Consider the following 21,111-nt stretch of genomic DNA (forward strand, 5'->3'; position numbering starts at 1 on the left):
CTATGAACAGCATCGCCCGCCTGACCCTTCTTTGCCTGGTTGCGGGGGTGAGTGCATGTACCGTTCATCAGCCCTCCGAACCTACCGCGCCACCGATTCAGACCGTGCCACCAGTCCCGAGCAGCAAGCCTGCGCCCAAGCCGGGCGCAGTGCCGAGCAAGCCAAGCGTTACCCCGGCGCCCAAGCCGGTACAGCGTACCTCGCCGAGCTTTGCACCACCGCCTGGTGGCGCCAGCCACTGGGACCCACGCCTGGGGGTGTACGTACTCGACGGCAAGAGCAACACCTTCTACCGCCAGCGCACCTACTACCGCTGGAACAATGGCTGGAGCTGGTCGACCAACCTCAACGGCCCCTGGCAGGAAACCGACAGCAGTGGCGTGCCGGGTGGCCTGGGCCGGGCTTTCGGCCAGTAGCTGTGGGGGAGCGGGCTTGCCCCGCGATGGCCTGCTAGACTTGCCGGCTACCTCTCCCAGCAAGGAGCCTTGACCATGTCCCTGGAAAAACACGGCAGTTGCTTGTGCGGCGCCGTCAAACTCAGCGTCAGCCTGGAAAAAGCCAGCGTTAACGCCTGCCATTGCAGCATGTGCCGGCAGTGGGGCGGTGGGCCGTTCCTGTCGGTGCACTGTGCAGAACCGGTGAAATTCACCAGCGGTCGGCCGGTGTTCCATGACTCATCGCAATGGGCCCAGCGCGGTTTCTGCGGTACCTGTGGCACGCACCTGCTGTACCGGCTCAAATCCGGCGATTTCGATGCGGTGTCGGTGGGGGTGCTTGAGGGTCATACCGACTGGGTTTTCGACCTGCAGGTGTATGTCGACAAGAAACCGGGCTACTACTGTTTCGCCAACCAGACCGAAGAAATGACCGCAGCGCAAGTTGAGGCCATGTTCAACTGAGGGCCAGCAGCCAGTCCTCGAACACCTGCGCCGCCGGCGAGCGCAGGGCCTGTTTGTCGTGCACCAGATAGTCGGCTTGCCCGGTGTGCACGACAAACGCCGAGACCTGGCGGATCGCGCCGTTGTCGATCCGCTCGCGGGCCATGAACTCCCAACCCAGGCCCACGCCCATGCCCTGCATCACTGCCTCGAACACCAGGTTGACCTGGTTGAAGGTCGTCGCGTCCGCTGGCGCCTGATAGCGCAAGCCCTGATGGGCGAACCAGTCCTGCCAGTCCAGGCAGTTCCAGGCCGAGGCATCCAGCTGAATCAACGGCAATGCCTGCAGCTCGCTCAGTGAATGCACGGCGGGCAGGGCACGTTTGACGCTGGCTATCGGATAGATGGCCTCATCGAACAATTTGCTGGCCTTGAGCGAACTCCAGTGGCCATGGCCATAGAGGATGCCAAAGTCGTAGTTGCCGATATCGCTCTCGCTGATTTCGTTGCTGGCGTGAATGTTCACCGTCAGCTCCGGGTGTTGCTCGTTGAAGCGCAGCAGGCGCGGGAACAGCCAGTACTGGGCCACCGCATGGGTGCAGATGACGCTGACGTTGCGGCTGCCGTCGCCGCTTTTCAGGCGCAGCACGTTGGCCAGCAAGCTTTCGAGCATGGGTTCGACGATGGCGTTGAAACCCTCGCCGGCCGGCGTCAGGGCAATGCCCCGGGCACGGCGCTCGAACAGCACCGCACCCAGGTGTTCTTCCAGCACCTTGATCTGTTTGCTCACCGCGCTCTGGGTCAGGTACAGCTCGCTGGCGGCGCGGGTAAAACTGCCGCTGCGCACCACCGCCTCGAAGGCGATCAGGGTATCCAGTGGCGGCAGGTGGCGGCTGAAGCGGCTCATGCAGCAATCCTTTCTGGGGAATGCCTGAATCATAAGATCGATGCTTTCAGCAGGGAAGGTATTCTCACGGGGAATGCCTGCATGCCGAATGATCTTTTGTCCGAATGGCGCCCGAGCGTTAGCCTGCGCACTTCTTTGAACAGGAGCGGGCAAGTGAAACGGGGTGTGGCGTATGCCGGTATAGCCGGTGCGATGTGGGGCATGGTGCTGATGGTGCCGCAGCTGTTGCCGGAGTTCAGCCCGGTACTGCTCAGTTGCGCGCGCTTCGTGCTGTTCGGCCTGGTGACCCTGGTGCTGGCGATCCCCATGCGCAAGGCACTGGGGCGTCTGACCCTGGGCGACCTGTGGATGATCGGGCGCCTGGCGCTGATCGGCAACCTGCTGTACTTCATCTGCCTGGTGGCGGCGATCCAGCGCTTGGGTGTAGCGCCGGCGTCGTTGATCGTCGGTGTGCTGCCGCTGACCATCACCCTGTATGGTCGTAACGACAGTGGTGCGGTGGCATTGCGCCAATTGCTGTTGCCATTGGCGCTGATCCTGGCCGGGATGCTTTGTATCAACCTGCAGACCTTTGCCCTGGAGCCTGGCGCGGTGGCCGACAAGCTGGTCGGGCTGTTTTATGCCCTTGGCGCGTTGGCCTGCTGGACCTGGTACGCCGTGCACAACAGCCGTTACCTCAAGCAGTGCGGGCATTTCGACAGCCACCAGTGGTCGGTGCTCAGCGGGGTGATGACCGGGGTCTTCAGCCTGGTGCTGGTGGTGTTGCTGGCGTTGTGGCAACCGGCGCAGTTGCAGGTCGACGCCGCGCCTGAGCGCTGGCTGCTGTTCTGGCTGTATAGCCTGGGTTGCGCAGTGTTCGGCTCGTGGCTGGCAGCCTTGTTGTGGAATGCTGCGTCCAAGCGCATGCCATTGACCCTGAGCGGCCAGTTGATCGTCTTTGAGACCCTGTTCGCGTTGCTCTACGCCTTCATCTGGCGGCAAAGTGGGCCGAGCCTGCTGGAAGGTCTGGCGATAGTCCTGGTGATCGGCGGCGTGTGCTGGTCGATGCGTCAGCATGAGCCGGGCAGGGCAGTAACGGCTGCATAGGCGCTTCCTGCCAGGGGCTTGCAAAACTTCGACAACCCTGCGAAAACGCAGCCCACCAAAGGCATATCCCGTTTCAAAGAGGTCAAGCATGAGCAGCGAACTGCAAATCATCGATATCCAGCCAGGCGACGGCAAGGCCGTGGTCAAGGGCGCGCTGATCACCACCCAGTACACCGGCTGGCTCGCTGACGGCACCGAGTTCGATTCCTCCTACAGCCGTGGCAAAGCGTTCCAGTGCGTCATCGGCTCTGGCCGGGTGATCAAGGGCTGGGACCAGGGCCTGATGGGTATGCAGGTCGGTGGCAAACGCAAGCTGCTGGTGCCGGCGCACCTGGGTTACGGCGAGCGCAGCATGGGCAAGATCCCGCCCAATTCCGACCTGACTTTCGAGATCGAACTGTTAGAAGTCTTGACCCGCGAGGATTGAGCTTCGTCTTAATTCAGCAATATCAATGCTCTACAGTGGCTCTGGCTCAGGGTCGAGCGCTCAGGGATCGAACCAAATGGCATTCTTGCACTCTGAAGCTTGCCCGATTCCACGGAGGGAACATCAGACAGGGATCCCCCCGCGGCTTCGGCCGCGGGGTGGTACAGGCGGGTCAGCCTCAATCCTTTTGCTGTGAAGAGCCTTATGACGTTGCCGCCCTTGATCAAACGCCACCGCCGCGTTGCCCTGTCCCTTGCCCTGCTTGCCGGCGTCGGCCTGCTGGCGTTCGAGGCGCTTGAAAGTCGCGCCGCACCTGTAGATGGCGTACAGACCCTAGTGTTCCTGCGCCACGCCGAGAAACCCGGCGAAGGCCTGGGGCAACTCAATTGCCAGGGCCTGAACCGCGCCCTGGACCTGGCCACCTTGCTGCCGGAAAAATTCGGCAAGGCCGACTATGTGTTCGCCGCCAATCCCTCACGGCACGTCGAAGAGGGCAGCAAGGACGACGCCTACAGCTATATCCGCCCGCTGATGACCATCAGCCCCAGCGCCATCAAGCTCGGACTGCCGGTCAATATCGACTTTGGCGCCAACGACACCGGCGATCTGGCCGACGAGCTGCTGCAGGACAAATACCGCAACGCCACGGTCTATACCGCCTGGTCCCACGGCTACCTGCCGGAGCTGATCAACACCGTGGCCGGCAAGGCCCTGGGCGAAAAACGGGTGATTACTGACGATTGGGACGGTGCGGATTTCGACTCGATGTATGTGCTGACCCTGACCTGGCACGATGGCAAGGCCAGCCTGCTCAGCCGCAATTACAAACAGGGCCTGAACAACGGTGAGCACAGCTGCCCGAGCTGATGCTCAGTTCAAGGCTTCGAACTGTTCCTTGTCCTGGCGCCACTCAAACACCTTGCCCAGGCAATGGCGGTTGGGCTCCAGCAACACCTGGGTGCTGCCACTTTCGATACGTACCTTGAGGGTGTCGATGCCCTGGCTGTAGCAACCGGGCAGACCCACCTCAAGGGTTTGCACGCGCTTGCCGCTGGCCTTGTCCATGACCTCGATGGTCTTGACCTGATCATAGGATTCGGCCAGCGGAATCTGGAAATAGAAGCGCTCGGTAGCGGCCGCCTGAGGCAGCGCTGGGGTACCACCAGGCCAGACTTGCTGATGACCGAAGTTGGCCACCATGCGCAACGCCAGAGGCAACTGCTTGGTGTTGCTGTAGGCCGTCCAGTTGCCGTGGACAGGCTCCCCGTACGGGTTGGAGTCAATGTCGAAGAACTTCAGCCGGGCGCTGGGCAAGCCGCCGCTGTCCAGTTCATCCATGGACAGTTGCCGGGTGTAGCTCACCGAGCGCTTTAGACGGATCGGCGTGCGGTAACGATCATAAAAGTAGAAACCATGCTTGTAGTCATTGGTTTTCTCGATCACCAGGGTGATCGCCTGCTTGCCCAGGGTGCCTTGATACACCGACTGATAAGCCTGGGCGCCAAGGCTCACGCTGAGCAGCATGGTCACCAGCAGGCAACTGCGTAGTGTGCTCATCAGTTGCGCTCCTTGGCTTGCAGCTCGCTCGTCAGTGCATAGCGATCGTTGGCCGGTTGGTAAATGTAGTACTGCTGCTCCTTGCCCGCCGCCCCGCCACTGGCCATCTGCCCGACCGGGATGGCTTTGAAATCAATTGCGCCATCGTTGTTGAAGTCGGCAAAGCTCAAACTGGCGCTGCCTTGAAACAACAGCGTCAGGTTGTCGATGACCTGCACTGTCTGGCCAGTGCTGCGATCAATGATGCTGATGCGATCGATGGTGCCAACGTACTCGCCTGCGGCCTTGTGTGCGTGCACACGAAACAGCTTGCGCCCGTTCAGTGGCAGTTGCAGCAGTTCGCCCTGCCAGGGTGTGTCCTGGCGGTCGCTGAAACGGGTGATGCGCTTGAGCTCCAGTGCCTGGCGTTCACGGTTGCGCAGGTTTACCCGCACGCCGCGCAGTTCGCGGTCGTGGGTAAACACAAAAGGTTGAATCAACAGCGCGGCGGACGGCAGGTCCTGGTTGTCCAGCAGATTGATCAGCAGCGGCAAGCGATGATCGTAAGGGGTGCGTTCAAGCGGGATGAGCCACTGACGCTGTTCTTCCAGCCAGTAACCTTCGATGGTTTCGTGCTGCGGGTCATAGGTCAGGGCGAGTTCAATGGCGGTGTCGCCTTGGGTGCCGTGGAAAACACTGACGGGAAGCGCAGCCTGAACTGAGAAACAGGGCAACAGGGTTGCCAGGCTGAGCCAGGAAAACAGTCTTGGAATAGGGTTCATACGGGCGGGGCGTCCATGCGAAAAAGCTGCGCAAGGCTAGCAAATTCCAGGGTGAGGGGCGACTGCTGATGTGACTGTTGGTAATAGGAGTAATTATCTTTAACGTCTTTTTCGATTTTTTCTGAAGAGATATCTGGTGAAAATATACTGTTTAAATGTACAGTAGTTTTGTCGCCCAAGAGGGGCGACCAACCAACGACTAGGGTTCACAAACCCTGTCTTGATTGAAAATGTCCAAGCAGTCAAAGGATAGAAATATGCCAGGAAGCATTGTTTTACCTCCTCTCATCATCAGCGATAGAGAACAGACCTACGGTCCGGTTGGCGGCGGCGGCTACGATGCCAATGCGGACTTGAGCTACAACCTCGCCATTCTCAAGCAACCTGATGCGCTGCAGTCGCTGACCAAACAGAACCTGCGTGGCCGGGTGGTCGGCTCGCTGGAAGTGATCGAGAACAAACTCAAAGCCTTCTTTTCGGCCAAGCTGGCAACGGTTTCGGCTGATACTGAAAGCGAATTGCAAGCGGCTGGTGTCCGCAACGAGGCCACTTACCAGACCTCTTCAGACACCGAAAATGCCAAGCGCACGGTCGATGGCCTGATCCAGCAGAAAAACGCACTGTTGGGTGCCTCTCAGTCCTTGGCGCTAGCCTATTCCGGCAGCGATCCGCTGACGCTTACCGATGCCGAAAGAGGGCAGATCGTAGTGCGGGAAATGGGCTGGACCCTGAGCCAGTACCCAGCATTGGCCAGGTCTCAGCAAGACCGCTATGGCGACTCGTACAGTGCCGCTTATCAAGCCAGGATCCTTGCCGAGGCCATCGCCATTCTCAACCGCAAATCTGCTGCGTTGGCAGCGCGGCAGGCTCAGCTTCAGGCTGCTGAGGCCGAGGCGCGTCGCCTGGCTGAAGTGCAACGCCAGGCGCAAGAGCAAGCGCGTCTGGCCGAAGCCAAGCGTAAAGCCGAGGAACAGGCACGCTTGGCGGCCGAGGAAGCGACTCGCGCCGCCAACACCTTCAGGGTGCCGGTCGCCGGCAACAAGGCCCAACTCAGTGCCGTGGCAGGTTCCATTGGCCTCGCCACGGGTTCGAAGTTCACCCTCGATGCCGCCATCCAGGGTGCTATCAAGTTGTTGCAAGCAGCAGCCGGTGTTGTGCTCGATCGTGCGACCGGCGTGGGTATCGGTTTGCTGGTTTATTCGCCCTCGCTGGGCAATAGCGACCGATTTCCGCCAACCTCGCTGACGGTTCCAGCCGGTAACCTGGCGCCCAATCTGCCGCCGAACCTGGCGGCAATCGCGGCGGCTGGTGGTACGGTCGACATGCCATATCGGATGGTGGGTAGCCGTACGCAGTATTCGCTGGTCAAGACCGGCTCGGCCGGTGGCTTGTCGCCGAAGGTCAAGGTCAGGCAACTGAGCCTCAATGCTGCACGCAATGCCTACACCTTCACTAGCGCCGACACACCGCCGATCACCTTGAGTTTTCCCATTGCCGCACCTGGCAACAGCTCCACGGGCACCCCGGCAAAACCTGTGGACGTGCCGGTTTACACTGGCGTTACCCTGACCCCGATCCAGGTCGAGGGCGAGGTTTTCCCCGCGCTCAACCCGTTGGATATCCATGACGGTATTTACGTCTTTCCGGCCGATTCTGGGTTGGCGCCCCTGTATGGTGTGTACAGTTCGCCTTATGAAGGGGCTACCACGGTTGGCGTTCATAGCGGGCGAAAGTACAACCCTGCCAAGGCGGGTGGCCCCGTCCGGCAACTGGATTGGAAGAGTGCCTCGATCACTTCGGCGGGAATCGCCCAGGTGAAGCTGCACACCGGGCGCTTTGCCCCCTCCGACGCCAATAACATCATGATTGCCCGGTTGGAGAAGATCCTGCGCGGTGAGCTACAGGTCACCGATACGGACAAGCGTTTTTACACCCACGAAATCAGGGAGCTGGAGCGTTATCGTGCGCTCGGCGTCAAGGATGGTCATGAAGACCTCTCGGTATGGAATGATGCCCATACGGCGACGCTTGAAGACTATGGCATCAATGAGCGCACTGACTCGCTCTATACCCAGCAAGCCAAAGAGGCGGGTGAGCAGCAGGAATACAAGGAAGCAATGAGGGATTTTAAATGAGCACTATCAAAGACATCATCTTGAATGAATCGGTAGCGGATGTACTGACGGCGCTCCTGCCGGGGTCTTCTATTCAGCGCATCGACCAAATGTACGTCAATTACAAGTTCGAGGTCATTGCCAGTGGCGAGTTGGTGAACACGTGCCAAAGGCTGCATGCCGAAGGCGTGTTCGCCACAGGCGAAAACGGCCGCACCATCAAAGGCCCGAAGTGGAAGGCACCTGGTTTTGTGACCAGCAAGAAGTACGCTGGCGTGTAAAACCCTTCTAAGCCCATCGCGGGGCAAGCCCGCTCCTACGTTGTGTGGGAGCGGGCTTGCCCCGCGATTGCCGTCCTCAGGCCATCGGCGGCAAGCGCCGCTTCACCGGGGTCTTCTTGACGATGGCGGTGTTGGTCTCGGCATGGCTGTTGAGCTTGTCCAGCACCGTGTCGAGTTCTTCCATCGAACGCACGTGCAGGCGCGCGATGAAGCAGTCGTCCCCCGTCACCTTGTCGCATTCGGTGAACTCCGGGATGGCCATGATCTGCCGTTCCACTTCCTGCAACTGCCCCGGCAACGGTCGTACCCGCACGATCGCCTGCAACTGGTAGCCGAAGCAACGCGGGTCGATCTCCACCGTGTAGCCCTTGAGCACGCCGCGCTCTTCAAGCCGGCGCAGGCGTTCACTGACGCTGGGTGCTGACAGCCCGCTCAGTTGCGCCAGGGCCTTGAGCGAACGTCGCGAGTCTTCCATCAGCGCCTTGATCAACAACTGGTCGATATCGTCGGTCATACAGGCCTCATTAGGCAAAAGACGAAAACTGCCTTGATAGTAAAGGTAGATGATCAGTCTAGCCTGTTTTATCCGCTGGAACGGGCGCGGCCACCCTTGCCATAATCTGTCCATCGTCGAGGAGGTGAGTGATGGACAGTTCAATACGCCGTGGTTCGTTCGAGATGGTCGCCGCGATGTTGATATCCGGGACCATTGGCTGGTTCGTGCTGGTGTCCGGCCAACCGGTGCTGGATGTGGTGTTCTGGCGCTGCGTGTTCGGGGCCGGCACGCTGCTGCTGATCTGCCTGGCCATGGGCTTTCTCAAGCCCGGTATCCTCACCCTGACGACCTTCGCCCTGGCAGTGCTCAGCGGTGTGGCCATTGTCGGCAACTGGGTGCTGCTGTTTGCTTCCTACTCCCGTGCCTCGATTGCCATCGGCACTGCGGTGTACAACGTCCAGCCGTTCATGCTGGTGGGCCTGGCGGCGCTGTTTCTCGGTGAGAAGATCACCGTGCCCAAGCTGTTCTGGCTGGCGGTATCGTTTGTCGGGATGCTGGCAATCGTCAGTGCCCATGGCAGCCAGGGTGGTAGTGGCGATGACTATCTGGTGGGTATCGCCCTGGCCCTGGGGGCGGCATTTCTGTATGCGGTGGCGGCGTTGATCATCAAGCGCCTGAGCGGTACCCCGCCGCACCTGATCGCCCTGATCCAGGTGTGCACCGGCATCCTGTTGCTGGCGCCCTGGGCCAACACCCGCGGCCTGCCGGGCGATGTCGGCGCGCTGGCCAGCCTTGTGACCCTGGGCATTGTGCATACCGGGGTAATGTATGTGCTGCTGTATGGTGCGATCCAGAAACTGCCGACCGCCTTGACCGGGGCCTTGTCGTTCATCTACCCGATCGCGGCGATCTTCGTTGACTGGTTCGCCTTTGGCCATCGCCTCGAACCATTGCAGTGGCTGGGTGTGGCCGCGATCCTGCTGGCCGCGGCCGGTATGCAGCAAGGCTGGTGGTTCAAACCGGCGATCAAGCCCGCTGCGATCAAGCCAGACTGACGGCGGCGCGATCGATCAGGGCTGCCACTTCGGCGGCCCTGGAGACCAGCGAAGCATGGCTGGCGTCCAGCTTGAGCAACTCCTTGGGGCGCATGCGTTCAGCCATGCGTTTCTGGTTGTCCGGGTGGATCATCCGGTCTTGGGTCGAGAGCTGGTACCAGGTGGGTTTGTGTTTCCACGCCGGCTTGCTGATGGTGTCGCCGAAGGTGCTGGCCAGCGGCGCCTTCTGGGTCACGCTCATGATCAGCCCATCATCCTTGCTCAGGTCCTGGCAAAAACTCTCATGCATTTTGTCGGATTTGATCCACAGGTAGCCATCGCCATCCGGTTGCAGGTTGGGCGCAGCTTCTGGCGGGTTCTGGCCGGTGATGCCGCCGGGGCTTTCGCCATCGTCGGGGGCAAAGGCGGCGATATAGACAAGGCCGGCGACATTGGCTTGATTGCCCATCTGGCTGATCACCGCACCGCCGTAGGAATGGCCGACCAACAGCACCTTGCCGGGGATCGAGGCGACCATCTTGCGTGTGCGCTCGGCGTCGTCGGCAAGCGAGGTCAGGGGCATTTCCACCGCATGCAGGTTGCGGTGGCCCAGGCGTGACAGCTCGAGGATGACCTTGCTCCAGTGGGCGGCGCCGCCCCAGAAACCATGGACCAGGACAATGGCAGGTGTGTCGCTCATGTTCGTTCTCCAGCGCAGGGGTGGACTGCTAGTGTAGATGCTTCTGCGTGCCTGAGGTGGATCCCGCCGCTTTCGGCTCGAGGAGGGTAGAATGGACCGATTTACCCGATAGAACGTACCCATGACCTCTGTGATCGACACCCTCCAGCAGCACTTGCTCACCGCCCTTGACCCGGCACCGGCCGAAACCCGGCGCCTGTTCCACGGCCGTGGGCGCTGCTGGCCGGGGCTGGAGCAGATCACCGTGGACTGGCTGCAGGGTGTGTTGCTGGTGTCGCTGTTTCGCCAGCCGCCCGAAGGCCAGTTGCCAGCGTTGGAGCGGATGCTTCTGGCCCTGGCCGAGGCGCCCTGCTGGAGCGGCCAGGCGATCCTGATCCAGCACCGTTACCTGCCGGACAGCCCCGGCCAATGGTTGCTGGGCACGCCCAGTGAGCACTGGCTGATCGATGAAGACGGCCTGCGCTACCAGCTGGACCTGGGCTTGAAGCAGAACACCGGTTTGTTCCTCGACATGCGCTATGGCCGGCGCTGGGTCCGCGAGCAGGCGCCGGGCAAGCGGGTGCTCAACCTGTTCGCCTACACCTGCGGGTTCTCCCTGGCGGCGATCGCCGGCGGCGCCGAGCAGGTGGTGAACCTGGACATGGCGCGTTCGGCGCTGAACCGCGGGCGCGACAACCATCGGCTCAACGGCCATGAGCTGGGCAAGGTGAATTTTCTTGGCCATGAGCTGTTCAAGTCGTGGGGCAAGGTGCGCAAGTCCGGGCCCTATGACCTGATCATCATCGACCCGCCAAGCTTCCAGAAAGGCAGCTTTGTCCTGACCCAGGATTACCGCAAGATCCTGCGCCGCTTGCCGGAGTTGTTGAACGAAGGCGGCACGGTTCTGGCCTGCGTCAACGACCCGGCGATCGGCCCGGACTTTCTTATCGAAGGTATGGCCGCCGAAGCGCCGGGGCTGGCCTTCGTCGAACGCCTGGCCAACCCGCCGGAGTTCCCCGACAGCGATCCGGCGGGTGGACTCAAGGCCCTGGTGTTCAAAGCCCTCTAGATACGGTCATTTGCGCAATCGCCTCCAGCCCAGCACCACGCCACTGACGCTGAGCACCAACCCGCCCAGGCTGAAGGCGATCATCCAGGCATCCCACAACGGCCGCCGTTGCAGCAGGGGCAGCCAGTCCCAGCTGTGCAGCAACGAAAACAACCAGCGCGAAACGCGCCGGGGTTGGTCCAGCACGCCCAGCACCTCGCCGGTGTACAGGTCCAGGTGTAGCCAGGTCTGTTGGGGGTCTTCAAAGCGCACGCGTAACACCGGCAAGCGCTTTTCCAGGTGGCCGAGCATGCTCTGCTCGGCCCTGGCGTAGTAGTAGAAGTCGTAGGCCTCAAGCTGTTCGCTGTGCATCCGGCCCTGGGGCAGAATCCTTTGTGCCGCGCGTTCCAGTACCTCTCGCGGCAAGCGCTCCAGCACCTGGCCGTCGGCCATCGACAGCACCCGGGTACGGCCAACACCATCATGGCCGACCAGATACCCCGCACCCCCGATCAAGCGCCACTCGAGTTCACGGGCCTTGAAGCCTTGCTGATCAAAGCGCGCCAGCGCATCAGCGGCCGACAACGGAAAAGCCGCCGCCGTCAACGGCCCGCCTTGATAAGCCGCAACGTTCAACGGCGCCGCACTGCTGAACAGTTTCCACGGGTTCATCGACATCAGCCCGCTGAAGATCCAGCTGATCGCCAGCACGCCGAACAGCAAGCCGCCGATATGGTGCCAGCGGGCAAACCCGCGGTAGGGCGAGCGCGAACCACTGCGGTAGGGCTTGCGCAGGCGCCAGCGCAGGATGCCGATCACCGCACCGAGTATCGCCATCAGCGTGCCGGCCAGCGACAGGTAGATCACCAGGTTGCTCCACAGGCCGTCCACGCCAATGCCGCGCAACGGGTACAGCCAGTGCAGCCAGGCGCCGACCAGGTTCCAGCCGCGCTCCATGGCGGTGGCATCGCGCACCACTTCGCCGGTATGGCCGGAGATGTACAACAAGGTGCGCTCGGCATCGTCGAGTTGCACTCGCTGCAACGGGCGCTCGGCGTCCAGGGCGCGCGAATGGCTCCACAGGTCCTCGTTCACGGCGCCGCGATAGCTGGCTGTCGCCTCGGGGTCGAACTGGCGAGCACTGGCCAGGGCCTGTTCGCGGTCGATCGGTGGCAGGCGTTGACCGCTACCGGCATCGACCGCCACGCTGGCTCGGCCCGAATAGCTGAACAGGTAGCGCGGCATGCCGGCCACCTGGTTCAGGCGGATGCTTGCCGGGTTGCGCTCGGCATCGGCACTGCGCAGGGCAGTGCCGAGGTCGACGTAGCCATCCTGCGGGCTTAGCGCTGGCAGGTGGACGACGTGCTCGCGCGGCGTCAGCTTGGGGTAGCCGACATACAACATGACCATGCCCGAGAAGAACCACAGAGCCATGAACAGGCATAAGCCAATGCCCAGCCAGCGGTGCCACAGGTACAGGTAGCGTTTCATCGGTGGCGTCCTAGAAGCGCGTCTGCACGGCCAGCTCCAGGGTGCGCGGGGCACCCAGGTAGAGCATGCTCGAAGAGGTCCAGCGGGCGTACACCTCGTCGGTCAGGTTGCGCACCCGGGCGGTAATGCGCGTGTCGTCATCGACCTTGTAGCCGACGAAGGCGCCGAAGATCGTGTACGCCGGTGCATAGCGGGTATTGGCCGCATCGGCATACACCGAAGACACATAGCGGCTGTCGGCACCGACCTGCCAGCTGGGGTCGATGTCGTAGGTCAGCCACAGGTTGGCGACCCGCTCGGGGATATTGGTCGGGGTGTTGCCCTTGCGCGAGATCGAGCGTCCGCCAACATTCTCGTTGAACTCGTCGTACTGGGCGTCGACATAGGCGAAGTTGCCCTCGGCCAGCAGTTTGGGCGTGACGTGCAGCGAGGCGGCCACCTCGACTCCGCGCGAAGATTGCTTGCCCACCGGCTGGGTGACGCTGGGGTTGGCGGCATCGGCAGTGGCCAGGTTCTTGCGCTCGATGTGGTAGGCGGCGACGGTGGCGGCGCCGCGGCCCTCGAGGAAGTTGAACTTGCTGCCCACCTCCAACTGCTTGCCGGTGCTCAGGTCGAAGTTGCGTACCGAGGTGAAACTGGCGGTGCTGAGCATGCCCGAGGGTGGGTCGGCGGCGGTGCTGTACTGCACGTAAACGTTGGCCGCCGGGGTCAGCTCAAAGACCAGGCCGATGCGCCCGGTGGTCGGTTCGTAGCTGCGCTGGAAGTCCAGAGGGTTGTTGGCATCCACCGTGCGGTAGTTGTGCACCTGAAGGTCGATATGGTCGTAGCGCAAGCCGGTGAGCAGTGACAGCCGCTCGGTCAGTTGCAGGCGGTTCTCGACGAATGCGGCCCAGGTGTCGACGGTGTTCTCGCGGTTCTTCTGGTAGCCGGGAACCATGCCGTTCAAATCATAGAAATGCCCGGGTTCGAAGCTGGCCGGGTCGACGCTGTCGAAAATCCCGGTGACCGAACGCGGGTAGGTCATCTGCACGTTGTGGCTGTAATCCAGGCCGGCCGACCACTGGCTGGCCAGGCCGAACAACTGGCCCTCGTGCAGCAGCTCGAAGCGGTTGCCGTTGAGCTCCTGGTCATGACGTTGCAGCAGTGCGTTGGAGCGGTTTACCCGGCTGTTGTCGGCGGTGTAGGCGTAGGTTTCAAGGTTACGGAAGTTACGCTCGGTGTTGTAGTGGTACAGGGTATTGCGCAGCGAGGTGTCGTCGCTTACGCGGTACTCGGTGATCGAGCGCAGCCAGCGCACGCGCTGCTCGTAGCGACCGTCCTCGACGTTGTAGTTCTCGAAGCGGCGACTCTCGTCGACCTTCATTTCGCCGCCCAGCGGGTTGAGCACCGGGCTGCCCCAGTAGGGGCTGTCGACGGTTTCGTTCTGATACTCCAGGGCCAGGGTGTGGGACAGCTGGTCGTTGATGTCGGTGAGCAGTGAGAACGCCACGGTCCAGGCATCGCGCTGTTCGCGATCGACGTAGCCGTTGCTCTTGCTGTGGCTGAAATCCAGCCGCGCGTAGTTGCGAATGCCGTCGCCGTCGTTCAAGGCATGGTTGAAGCCGAACGAGGTTTCGCTGCTGTCGTAGGAGCCGTACTTGATTCTTCCTTCGTTGAAGTTCTCGTCACGGCTGGCCAGCTTGGTGATGTAGTTGATCGAGCCGCCGACCGCGCCGGCGCCGAACAGGAAGCTCGATGGCCCGCCGACGGCTTCGACCCGGTCATAGATCCAGCTGTCCACCGGCCGCGCGGCAATCGCGTCGTACTGCACGCTGATGCCGTTGAACAGCTGGGTGATCTGCGCCCCGGAAAAGCCCCGGTAGGCCACCGAACCCGCCGAGCCTGGCGGTGAGGCGGCGGTCATGCCAGGCACGCCGTTGAGCACGTCCTGGGTGGTCTGGGCGCCGCGCTGCTGGATCTGCTGGCGGTTGACGATGTTCACCGATGCCGGGGTTTCACGAGGGGTAAGGCCAAGGCGCGAGCCGGTTTGTGAAGGGGTGTCGAGCAGCACGCCATCTTCGGCATCAATACGGCTGTTGATACGCAGGTCAGGCAGGGTCAGCGGCGCCTCGGCCACAGCGTGGAAGGACAGCGCGCACAGCAGCGCCGCGCAACCGGAAAGGCGATAGGAGTAGGGCATGAATCACACTCTGGAAATTGAGCCAGCGGCCGCTTGCACCTGTCTGGCAGGCGCAGCAGAAAACGGCCGGTATCAGGCAGCCCGGGGAGCTGCCAGGAGGTTCAAGCCAGAGGCGGGGAGGCGCGGGGATTGGCGGCGGGCCAGCAGTAACGCGGTGGCGCCTTGCTGCGCAGTTCACATGGGTAGCGACGTACGCGGGTGACGGCCAGCAGCCAGCCGATGACCAGCACAAGGCTCAGGCAGACCACTGCCGCTGCGCACACCGGGCAGGTTTGCATGCTGTCCCAGCCGGCGATGGACTGATCACCGAAATCGCTTTTCAGTGTCGGCCCGGCGCCGCCCATGGCCGAGCAATAGGCGCCGCCGATACCGTTGAGCTGCAGGCCCATCATCTGCCCGTGTCCGATGCCGCAGGCGAACAGATTGAACAGGACACAGAAGTACAAGGTCCAGGCAATCAGCGGGCGGTTTGAGGGGGCGCGGTTCATGGGCGCGACTTTAGCACCGATGCCCCCTGGCATTAAAGCAATCAGGCTTACTGCCCGGTGTAGATCTGGTCGAAAATCCCGCCATCATTGAAGTGGGTTTTCTGCACGGTGCGCCAGTCGCCGAAGGTCTTCTCCACCGAAAGGAAGTCGACTTTCGGGAAGCGGTCGGTGTACTTGGCCAGCACCGTCGCATCGCGTGGGCGCAGGTAGTTGTTGGCGGCAATTTCCTGGGCCTCTGGCGACCACAGGTACTTAAGGTAAGCCTCGGCGGTGGCGCGGCTGCCTTTCTTGTCGACCACCTTGTCGACCACACTCACCGGCGGCTCGGCCTCGGCGGACACGCTTGGGTAGATCACTTCGAACTGATCACGGCCGAACTCGCGGGCGATCATTTCGGCTTCGTTTTCGAAGGTCACCAGCACATCGCCAATCTGGTTGGTCATGAAGGTAGTGGTCGCGGCGCGGCCACCGGTATCGAGCACCGGCGCCTGCTTGAACAGCTTGCCGACAAAGTCCTTGGCCTTGTTTTCGTCACCGCCGTTCTTGAGTACGTAGCCCCAGGCCGAGAGGTAGGTATAGCGACCGTTGCCGGAGGTTTTCGGGTTCGGCACGATGACCTGGACGCCGTCCTTGAGCAGGTCGGGCCAGTCTTTGAGCGCCTTGGGGTTGCCCTTGCGGACGATGAACACGGTGGCCGAGGTGAACGGCGCGCTGTTGTTCGGCAGGCGCGTGACCCAGTTGTCCGGCACCAGCTTGCCGTTGTCGGCCAGGGCGTTGATGTCGGTAGCCATGTTCATGGTGATGACGTCAGCCGGCAGGCCGTCGATCACCGAGCGCGCTTGTTTGCTCGAACCGCCGAACGACATCTGTACGGTGATCTTCTCTTTGTGCTCGGCTTCCCAGTGCTTCTGGAATGCGGCGTTGTAGTCCTTGTAGAAGTCGCGCATGACATCGTACGAGACGTTCAGCAACGGCGCTGGAGCGGCCTGGGCGAGGGCACCGAAGGCCAGGCCTGCGGCCAGAAGCGAGGCACTGAAGAGTTTTTTCACTGCGCATTCCTTGTTCGAGTTAGCGTAAAAGGCATTATGCCAGCGACTATAACGGTTGGGCTTTAGGCACTAAAAGATTAAAGAGTGCTTTGCTTATTCCATTTTCTTGAACAGTGCATTGCCACAGCGTGAGCAGAACGCGGCGCCGTGCTCATGGCTGTTTTTCCGGCACACCGGGCAGTCGTGCTGCAGCTGTTCGCCGCGCATGGCGTTGGCAAGCTCGGCAGTAAAAATCCCGGTGGGCACGGCGATGATCGAGTAACCGGTGATCATCACCATCGACGACAGCACCTGGCCCAATGGCGTCTTGGGCACGATGTCGCCAAAGCCGACGGTGGTCAGGGTGACGATGGCCCAGTAGATACCCTTGGGGATGCTGGTAAAACCATGCTCGGGGCCTTCGACCACGTACATCAGGGTGCCGAACACCGTGACCAGGGTCGAGACGCTGAGCAAAAAGACGATGATCTTCTGTTTGCTGCCCCGTAGCGCGGCAAGCAGGTAATGGGCCTGCTTGAGGTAGGGGCTGAGCTTGAGCACGCGAAAGATCCGCAACATGCGGATGACGCGAATGATCAGCAGGTATTGGGCATCGCTGTAATACAGGGCGATGATCCCCGGCACGATCGCCAGCAAATCCACCAGCCCATAGAAACTGAAGGCGTAGCGCAGCGGCTTGGGCGAGCAGTACAGGCGGATCAGGTACTCGACCAGGAAGATCGCGGTAAAGCCCCACTCGATCGTGGCCAGCAGCCCGGCGTAACTCTGGTGCACCTGATCGATGCTGTCGAGGATCACCGTGATCAGGCTTGCGAAGATGATCAGCAGCAGGATGCTGTCAAAGCGCCGGCCGGCGACAGTATCGGTTTGAAAGACAATGACATAGAGCCGCTCTCGCCAGCTCGAAGGGGTGTCCATAGGCGCGTTCCAAAGGCAGATGGGCAGAGCCTAGGGGCTGCACCTCAGCTGTGCAAGCGACGCCGATTGTGGGAGGTCGGCAGGCGCAGCAGGCGACCGGTGCCCAGCAGCAGCCAGCAGGCCAGCACGAAGGGCGCGGTCAGCCCGGCCACCGGCAGCAGGCCCAAGGCCGGCTGCAGGGCGATGGCCAGAACGATGGCCAGCAACGGCAGCCACGGGCGCTGGCGCTCCTGGCTGAAGGCCAGGGCGGCGAGGGCGGCATTGAAGCCGAACAGGCCGTTGTAGGCAGCCTGGGTCTCGCCACCGAGCAATGCCACGCTGCCGCCGATGGCCGAGCCGAGCAGTGCCCAGAGCGCGGCATAGCGGTTGGCGATCAGCAGGCCGCTGGCGATCAATACCCCGGCCAGCGGCTGATCAAGCAAAAAAATCTGCCCCAGGCCACGGGCCAGGGCAAACAACGGGTTGGCGTCGACACTGGTGCTGCTGGCGCTGGCCGGTTCGGCCATGGCCAGGGTCGCCCAGCCGAGCAGTACGAACGGGGCGGTATAGGCAGGCAACAGTTGCCCGGGCTTGGCACGCTTGAGCCACTGGTGCACGAGCATGCTGCTCAGGCCGCCGGCGGCGATGATCAAGGGCGGCAGGATTGCCGACCAGGGCAGCGCGTGGCTGATCAACAGGCCGATCAGCACGCCGTTGTAACTGTACAGGCCGGCCTGACGATCGGCGCGGTCATAGCCGCGGCGCTGGGCCGTCAGCAGCCCGGCGAGGGCGCCAAGCAGCGCGCCGCCGACCAGGTCGGGCGCGGTCAGGGTGATGGCCAGCAGGCAGCACAGGCCACACAGCGGATTGCGCTGCAGCAGCACCTGGCTGAAGCCGTTGAGCAAGGCCGTGGCCCAGTCGGGGCACGGGTTGACGAAATTCTTGGTGTACATGGGGCAGTCTGGGGTGATGGGGATGAGTTCATCGCGGGTCAAGCCCGCTCCCACAGGGATCACCAACGCCCTGTGGGAGCGGGCTTGCCCCGCGATGGATTAGATCAAGGTTTCGATCCGCAGCGTGTTAGTCGACCCCGGCTTGCCAAAAGGCACACCGGCCGTGATCAACAGCGTATCGCCACGGCTGGCCATGCCCTGAGCCTGGGCGATTTCCAGGGCCGTGGAGCAGATCTCGTCGACCTGGCGCAAGCGATCGTTGACCACCGAATGCACACCCCAGGCCACACTCAGGCGCCGGGCAGTGGACAGGTTCGGCGTCAGGTTGAGGATCGGCGCCCGTGGCCGTTCGCGGGCAGCGCGCAGGGTCGAGGCCCCCGACTCGCTGTAGTTGACCAGCACCGCCACCGGCAGGATGCCGCTGATGCGGCGGATGGCGCAGCTGATGGCGTCCGACACGGTGGCTTCGGCTTTTGGCCGGCCAACGTCCAGTTGCGCCTGGTAGTCCGGGCCATTCTCTACCTGGCGGATGATCTTGCTCATCATCTGCACGGCTTCGAGCGGGTAGTCACCCGATGCGGTTTCAGCCGAGAGCATTACCGCATCGGCGCCTTCGGCCACAGCGTTGGCCACGTCGGTGACTTCGGCGCGGGTCGGGGCCGGGGAGAAGCGCATCGACTCAAGCATCTGCGTGGCCACCACCACCGGTTTACCCAGCTCGCGGCAGGTGTTGATGATGCTCTTCTGGATCTGCGGCACGCTTTCGGCCGGCACTTCCACGCCCAAGTCGCCACGGGCAACCATGATTGCGTCACTGAGCTCGGCGATGGCACGCAACTGGGTGACTGCCGAAGGTTTCTCGATCTTGGCCATCAGGTAGGCGCGATCGCCGATCAGTTGCCGTGCTTCGACGATGTCCTCCGGGCGCTGTACAAACGACAGCGCCACCCAGTCCACACCCAGTTCCAGGCCGAAGCTCAGGTCGCGGCGGTCCTTGGCGGTCAGCGGGCTGAGGTCGAGCACTGCTTGCGGCACGTTGACGCCCTTGCGGTCTGACAATTCGCCGCCGTTGAGCACTTGGGTGTCGATCGCGTCGCTGTGCTTGGCGGTTACCCGCAGGCGCAGCCTGCCGTCATCGACCAGCAAGTCCATGCCTGGCTCCAGGGCGGCGATGATTTCCGGGTGTGGCAGGTTGACCCGGCGTGTGTCACCTGGGGTGCTGTCCAGATCCAGGCGCAAGGCCTGGCCGCGTTGCAGTTGCACCTTGCCGTCGGTGAGGCGGCCGACGCGCAGCTTCGGCCCCTGCAGGTCCATGAGGATGCCCAGCGGGTAGTTGAGCTGGCTTTCCACCTCGCGGATCCATTGGTAGCGCATCGCGTGGTCGGCATGTTCGCCGTGGCTGAAGTTGAGACGGAAGATGTTCACCCCGGTCTCGACCAACTGGCGGATGTCGTCGATGCCCTTGGTCGCGGGGCCGAGGGTAGCGAGGATTTTGACTTTTTTATCGGGCGTCATGTCAGGCACTCTCGAGAATCAGGATGGCGCGAAAATCGTTGACGTTGGTCCGCGTCGGCTCGGTGACGATCAGGGCATCGAGCGCGGCGAAGTAGCCGTAGCCGTTGTTGTTGTCCAGCTCGTCGCTGGCCGACAGGCCCAGGGCTGCGGCGCGGGCGTAGCTGTCCGGGGTCATCAGGGCGCCGGCATTGTCTTCGGAGCCGTCGATGCCGTCGGTGTCACCGGCCAGGGCGTAGACCCCGGGCAGGCCCTTGAGGCTTTCGGTCAGGCTCAGCAGGAATTCGGCGTTGCGCCCGCCGCGGCCATTGCCGCGCACGGTCACGGTGGTCTCGCCCCCGGAGAGGATCACGCAAGGTGGCGACAATGGCTGGCCGTGCAGGACGATCTGCCGAGCGATGCCGGCGTGGACCTTGGCCACCTCGCGCGACTCGCCTTCCAGGTCGCCGAGGATCAGCGGGCTGAAACCGGCCTGGCGGGCTTTGACTGCCGCCGCTTCCAGCGACTGCTGGGGCCGGGCGATGAGCTGGAAGTGGCTGCGGGCCAGGGCCGGGTCATCGGCCTTGACGGTCTCCGATGCCGGGTTGTTCAGCCAGGCGGTAACCGCCGCCGGTGCGTCGATGTTGTAACGCTTGAGGATTGCCAGGGCTTGGGCCGAGGTGCTCGGGTCGGCCACGGTGGGGCCGGAGGCGATGACCGTGGCCAGATCGCCCGGTACATCGGAAATCGCATAGGTGTAGACGGTCGCTGGCCAGCAGGCCTTGGCCAGGCGTCCGCCCTTGATCGCCGAGAGGTGCTTGCGTACGCAATTCATCTCGCCGATGGTGGCGCCGGACTTGAGCAGGGCTTTGTTGATCTGTTGCTTGTCGGCCAGGGTCAGGCCTTCGGCAGGCAGTGCCAGCAGCGCTGAACCACCGCCGGAGAGCAGGAAGATCACCCGGTCGTCGGCCGTGAGGTTGCTGACCATTTCCAGCACCCGCTTGGCCACGGCCAGGCCGGCGGCATCCGGGACCGGGTGGGCGGCTTCGACCACTTCGATTTTCGAGCAACTGGCGCCGTGGCCGTAGCGGGTGACCACCAGTCCCGAGACCGGGCCTTGCCAGGCGCGTTCGACGACTTCGGCCATGGCCGCGGCGGCCTTGCCGGCGCCAATGACGATAACCCGACCGCTGCGATCGCTGGGCAGGTGGGCTTCAAGGACCTGGCGCGGATGGGCGGCATCGATGGCCGTGGCGAACAGCTCGCGCAGAAAGTGTTGCGGATCGAGCGACATG

At 62.5% G+C, this 21,111-nt stretch carries 22 protein-coding genes; 9 read left to right on the forward strand and 13 right to left on the reverse strand.

The genetic code is table 11. From position 1 onward, the window contains the following. Nucleotides 1-2: 2 nt before the first annotated feature. Nucleotides 3-416, forward strand: a complete 414-nt coding sequence (locus tag EXN22_RS09420) for a hypothetical protein (RefSeq protein ID WP_130263798.1) — start codon at nucleotides 3-5, stop codon at nucleotides 414-416. A 75-nt stretch (nucleotides 417-491) separates the two neighbouring features. Further along, nucleotides 492-899, forward strand: coding sequence for a GFA family protein (locus EXN22_RS09425; RefSeq protein WP_130263799.1), 408 nt, complete (start codon nucleotides 492-494; stop codon nucleotides 897-899). On the opposite strand, the gene EXN22_RS09430 is transcribed toward EXN22_RS09425, so the two are convergent. After that, nucleotides 892-1,785, reverse strand: coding sequence for a LysR substrate-binding domain-containing protein (locus EXN22_RS09430; protein WP_130263800.1), 894 nt, complete (start codon nucleotides 1,783-1,785; stop codon nucleotides 892-894). The two genes, EXN22_RS09425 and EXN22_RS09430, sit on opposite strands and share 8 nt — an antisense overlap. 153 nt (nucleotides 1,786-1,938) lie before the next feature. Between EXN22_RS09430 and EXN22_RS09435 the strand changes: the two genes are divergently transcribed. The 3 genes from EXN22_RS09435 to EXN22_RS09445 all read left to right on the forward strand — a co-directional run bounded on the left by EXN22_RS09435 (nucleotide 1,939) and on the right by EXN22_RS09445 (nucleotide 4,165). Then, a complete protein-coding gene (locus EXN22_RS09435; protein ID WP_130263801.1) occupies nucleotides 1,939-2,871 on the forward strand; it encodes a DMT family transporter in 933 nt (310 codons plus the stop codon). Between the two features lie 88 nt (nucleotides 2,872-2,959). Then, nucleotides 2,960-3,298, forward strand: coding sequence for an FKBP-type peptidyl-prolyl cis-trans isomerase (locus EXN22_RS09440; RefSeq protein ID WP_130263802.1), 339 nt, complete (start codon nucleotides 2,960-2,962; stop codon nucleotides 3,296-3,298). A gap of 204 nt (nucleotides 3,299-3,502) precedes the next feature. Continuing rightward, nucleotides 3,503-4,165 carry a histidine phosphatase family protein gene (locus EXN22_RS09445; RefSeq protein WP_130263803.1) on the forward strand — a complete coding sequence of 221 codons (663 nt, stop codon included), beginning with the start codon at nucleotides 3,503-3,505 and terminating at the stop codon, nucleotides 4,163-4,165. A 3-nt stretch (nucleotides 4,166-4,168) separates the two neighbouring features. On the opposite strand, the gene EXN22_RS09450 is transcribed toward EXN22_RS09445, so the two are convergent. Continuing rightward, nucleotides 4,169-4,855, reverse strand: coding sequence for a hypothetical protein (locus tag EXN22_RS09450; protein ID WP_130263804.1), 687 nt, complete (start codon nucleotides 4,853-4,855; stop codon nucleotides 4,169-4,171). Beyond that, nucleotides 4,855-5,616, reverse strand: a complete 762-nt coding sequence (locus tag EXN22_RS09455; RefSeq protein ID WP_130263805.1) for a hypothetical protein — start codon at nucleotides 5,614-5,616, stop codon at nucleotides 4,855-4,857. The genes EXN22_RS09450 and EXN22_RS09455 overlap by 1 nt, the downstream gene beginning before the upstream one ends. A gap of 257 nt (nucleotides 5,617-5,873) precedes the next feature. Between EXN22_RS09455 and EXN22_RS09460 the strand changes: the two genes are divergently transcribed. Continuing rightward, entirely contained in the window at nucleotides 5,874-7,751 is a 1,878-nt protein-coding gene (locus EXN22_RS09460; protein WP_233281696.1) for an S-type pyocin domain-containing protein, read from the forward strand. Continuing rightward, complete coding sequence (locus tag EXN22_RS09465) at nucleotides 7,748-8,011, forward strand: immunity protein (protein ID WP_130263807.1); 264 nt, start codon at nucleotides 7,748-7,750, stop codon at nucleotides 8,009-8,011. Before EXN22_RS09460 ends, EXN22_RS09465 begins: the two co-directional genes overlap by 4 nt. Before the next feature lie 76 nt (nucleotides 8,012-8,087). Here EXN22_RS09465 and EXN22_RS09470 read toward each other — a convergent pair whose 3' ends face one another. After that, a complete protein-coding gene (locus EXN22_RS09470; protein WP_045200368.1) occupies nucleotides 8,088-8,525 on the reverse strand; it encodes an Lrp/AsnC family transcriptional regulator in 438 nt (145 codons plus the stop codon). A 131-nt stretch (nucleotides 8,526-8,656) separates the two neighbouring features. Between EXN22_RS09470 and EXN22_RS09475 the strand changes: the two genes are divergently transcribed. After that, complete coding sequence (locus tag EXN22_RS09475; protein ID WP_130263808.1) at nucleotides 8,657-9,562, forward strand: DMT family transporter; 906 nt, start codon at nucleotides 8,657-8,659, stop codon at nucleotides 9,560-9,562. Here the strand turns inward: EXN22_RS09475 and EXN22_RS09480 are convergent. Beyond that, complete coding sequence (locus EXN22_RS09480; protein WP_130263809.1) at nucleotides 9,549-10,241, reverse strand: alpha/beta hydrolase; 693 nt, start codon at nucleotides 10,239-10,241, stop codon at nucleotides 9,549-9,551. The genes EXN22_RS09475 and EXN22_RS09480 overlap by 14 nt on opposite strands. A gap of 121 nt (nucleotides 10,242-10,362) precedes the next feature. Here EXN22_RS09480 and EXN22_RS09485 point away from each other — a divergent pair, with 121 nt between their 5' ends. Further along, the gene (locus tag EXN22_RS09485; RefSeq protein WP_130263810.1) at nucleotides 10,363-11,289 is read left to right on the forward strand and encodes a class I SAM-dependent methyltransferase; all 927 of its coding nucleotides are present in this window, start codon (nucleotides 10,363-10,365) and stop codon (nucleotides 11,287-11,289) included. A 6-nt stretch (nucleotides 11,290-11,295) separates the two neighbouring features. Here EXN22_RS09485 and EXN22_RS09490 read toward each other — a convergent pair whose 3' ends face one another. From EXN22_RS09490 to EXN22_RS09525, 8 genes are all read right to left on the reverse strand, one after another. Beyond that, nucleotides 11,296-12,759 carry a PepSY domain-containing protein gene (locus EXN22_RS09490; protein WP_130263811.1) on the reverse strand — a complete coding sequence of 488 codons (1,464 nt, stop codon included), beginning with the start codon at nucleotides 12,757-12,759 and terminating at the stop codon, nucleotides 11,296-11,298. A gap of 10 nt (nucleotides 12,760-12,769) precedes the next feature. After that, a complete protein-coding gene (locus EXN22_RS09495; RefSeq protein WP_130263812.1) occupies nucleotides 12,770-14,938 on the reverse strand; it encodes a TonB-dependent receptor in 2,169 nt (722 codons plus the stop codon). 101 nt (nucleotides 14,939-15,039) lie between these two features. Next, a complete protein-coding gene (locus EXN22_RS09500; protein WP_130263813.1) occupies nucleotides 15,040-15,426 on the reverse strand; it encodes a DUF2946 domain-containing protein in 387 nt (128 codons plus the stop codon). Nucleotides 15,427-15,473: 47 nt separating this feature from the next. Continuing rightward, nucleotides 15,474-16,475 carry a sulfate ABC transporter substrate-binding protein gene (locus EXN22_RS09505; RefSeq protein ID WP_130263814.1) on the reverse strand — a complete coding sequence of 334 codons (1,002 nt, stop codon included), beginning with the start codon at nucleotides 16,473-16,475 and terminating at the stop codon, nucleotides 15,474-15,476. A 93-nt stretch (nucleotides 16,476-16,568) separates the two neighbouring features. Next, the gene (locus tag EXN22_RS09510; RefSeq protein ID WP_130263815.1) at nucleotides 16,569-17,393 is read right to left on the reverse strand and encodes an ion transporter; all 825 of its coding nucleotides are present in this window, start codon (nucleotides 17,391-17,393) and stop codon (nucleotides 16,569-16,571) included. Nucleotides 17,394-17,437: 44 nt separating this feature from the next. Next, complete coding sequence (locus EXN22_RS09515) at nucleotides 17,438-18,325, reverse strand: urea transporter (protein WP_130263816.1); 888 nt, start codon at nucleotides 18,323-18,325, stop codon at nucleotides 17,438-17,440. A gap of 99 nt (nucleotides 18,326-18,424) precedes the next feature. After that, nucleotides 18,425-19,840, reverse strand: a complete 1,416-nt coding sequence (pyk, locus tag EXN22_RS09520; protein WP_130263817.1) for a pyruvate kinase — start codon at nucleotides 19,838-19,840, stop codon at nucleotides 18,425-18,427. A 1-nt stretch (nucleotide 19,841) separates the two neighbouring features. Then, nucleotides 19,842-21,110 (reverse strand): glycerate kinase type-2 family protein, encoded by a 1,269-nt coding sequence (locus EXN22_RS09525; protein WP_130263818.1) that lies wholly within the window; start codon nucleotides 21,108-21,110, stop codon nucleotides 19,842-19,844. Nucleotide 21,111 lies beyond the last annotated feature (1 nt).

It is taken from the genome of Pseudomonas tructae (assembly GCF_004214895.1).
Taxonomy (GTDB): Bacteria; Pseudomonadota; Gammaproteobacteria; order Pseudomonadales; family Pseudomonadaceae; genus Aquipseudomonas; species Aquipseudomonas tructae.

Bases quoted from the DNA above. Each gene is read 5' to 3' on its own strand.
- EXN22_RS09420 (WP_130263798.1), top strand. From the start codon at position 3: ATGAACAGCATCGCCCGCCTGACCCTTCTTTGCCTGGTTGCGGGGGTG.
- EXN22_RS09425 (WP_130263799.1), top strand. From the start codon at position 492: ATGTCCCTGGAAAAACACGGCAGTTGCTTGTGCGGCGCCGTCAAACTC.
- EXN22_RS09430 (WP_130263800.1), bottom strand. From the start codon at position 1,785: ATGAGCCGCTTCAGCCGCCACCTGCCGCCACTGGATACCCTGATCGCC.
- EXN22_RS09440 (WP_130263802.1), top strand. From the start codon at position 2,960: ATGAGCAGCGAACTGCAAATCATCGATATCCAGCCAGGCGACGGCAAG.
- EXN22_RS09445 (WP_130263803.1), top strand. From the start codon at position 3,503: ATGACGTTGCCGCCCTTGATCAAACGCCACCGCCGCGTTGCCCTGTCC.
- EXN22_RS09450 (WP_130263804.1), bottom strand. From the start codon at position 4,855: ATGAGCACACTACGCAGTTGCCTGCTGGTGACCATGCTGCTCAGCGTG.
- EXN22_RS09455 (WP_130263805.1), bottom strand. From the start codon at position 5,616: ATGAACCCTATTCCAAGACTGTTTTCCTGGCTCAGCCTGGCAACCCTG.
- EXN22_RS09460 (WP_233281696.1), top strand. From the start codon at position 5,874: ATGCCAGGAAGCATTGTTTTACCTCCTCTCATCATCAGCGATAGAGAA.
- EXN22_RS09465 (WP_130263807.1), top strand. From the start codon at position 7,748: ATGAGCACTATCAAAGACATCATCTTGAATGAATCGGTAGCGGATGTA.
- EXN22_RS09470 (WP_045200368.1), bottom strand. From the start codon at position 8,525: ATGACCGACGATATCGACCAGTTGTTGATCAAGGCGCTGATGGAAGAC.
- EXN22_RS09475 (WP_130263808.1), top strand. From the start codon at position 8,657: ATGGACAGTTCAATACGCCGTGGTTCGTTCGAGATGGTCGCCGCGATG.
- EXN22_RS09480 (WP_130263809.1), bottom strand. From the start codon at position 10,241: ATGAGCGACACACCTGCCATTGTCCTGGTCCATGGTTTCTGGGGCGGC.
- EXN22_RS09485 (WP_130263810.1), top strand. From the start codon at position 10,363: ATGACCTCTGTGATCGACACCCTCCAGCAGCACTTGCTCACCGCCCTT.
- EXN22_RS09490 (WP_130263811.1), bottom strand. From the start codon at position 12,759: ATGAAACGCTACCTGTACCTGTGGCACCGCTGGCTGGGCATTGGCTTA.
- EXN22_RS09495 (WP_130263812.1), bottom strand. From the start codon at position 14,938: ATGCCCTACTCCTATCGCCTTTCCGGTTGCGCGGCGCTGCTGTGCGCG.
- EXN22_RS09500 (WP_130263813.1), bottom strand. From the start codon at position 15,426: ATGAACCGCGCCCCCTCAAACCGCCCGCTGATTGCCTGGACCTTGTAC.
- EXN22_RS09510 (WP_130263815.1), bottom strand. From the start codon at position 17,393: ATGGACACCCCTTCGAGCTGGCGAGAGCGGCTCTATGTCATTGTCTTT.
- EXN22_RS09515 (WP_130263816.1), bottom strand. From the start codon at position 18,325: ATGTACACCAAGAATTTCGTCAACCCGTGCCCCGACTGGGCCACGGCC.
- pyk (WP_130263817.1), bottom strand. From the start codon at position 19,840: ATGACGCCCGATAAAAAAGTCAAAATCCTCGCTACCCTCGGCCCCGCG.
- EXN22_RS09525 (WP_130263818.1), bottom strand. From the start codon at position 21,110: ATGTCGCTCGATCCGCAACACTTTCTGCGCGAGCTGTTCGCCACGGCC.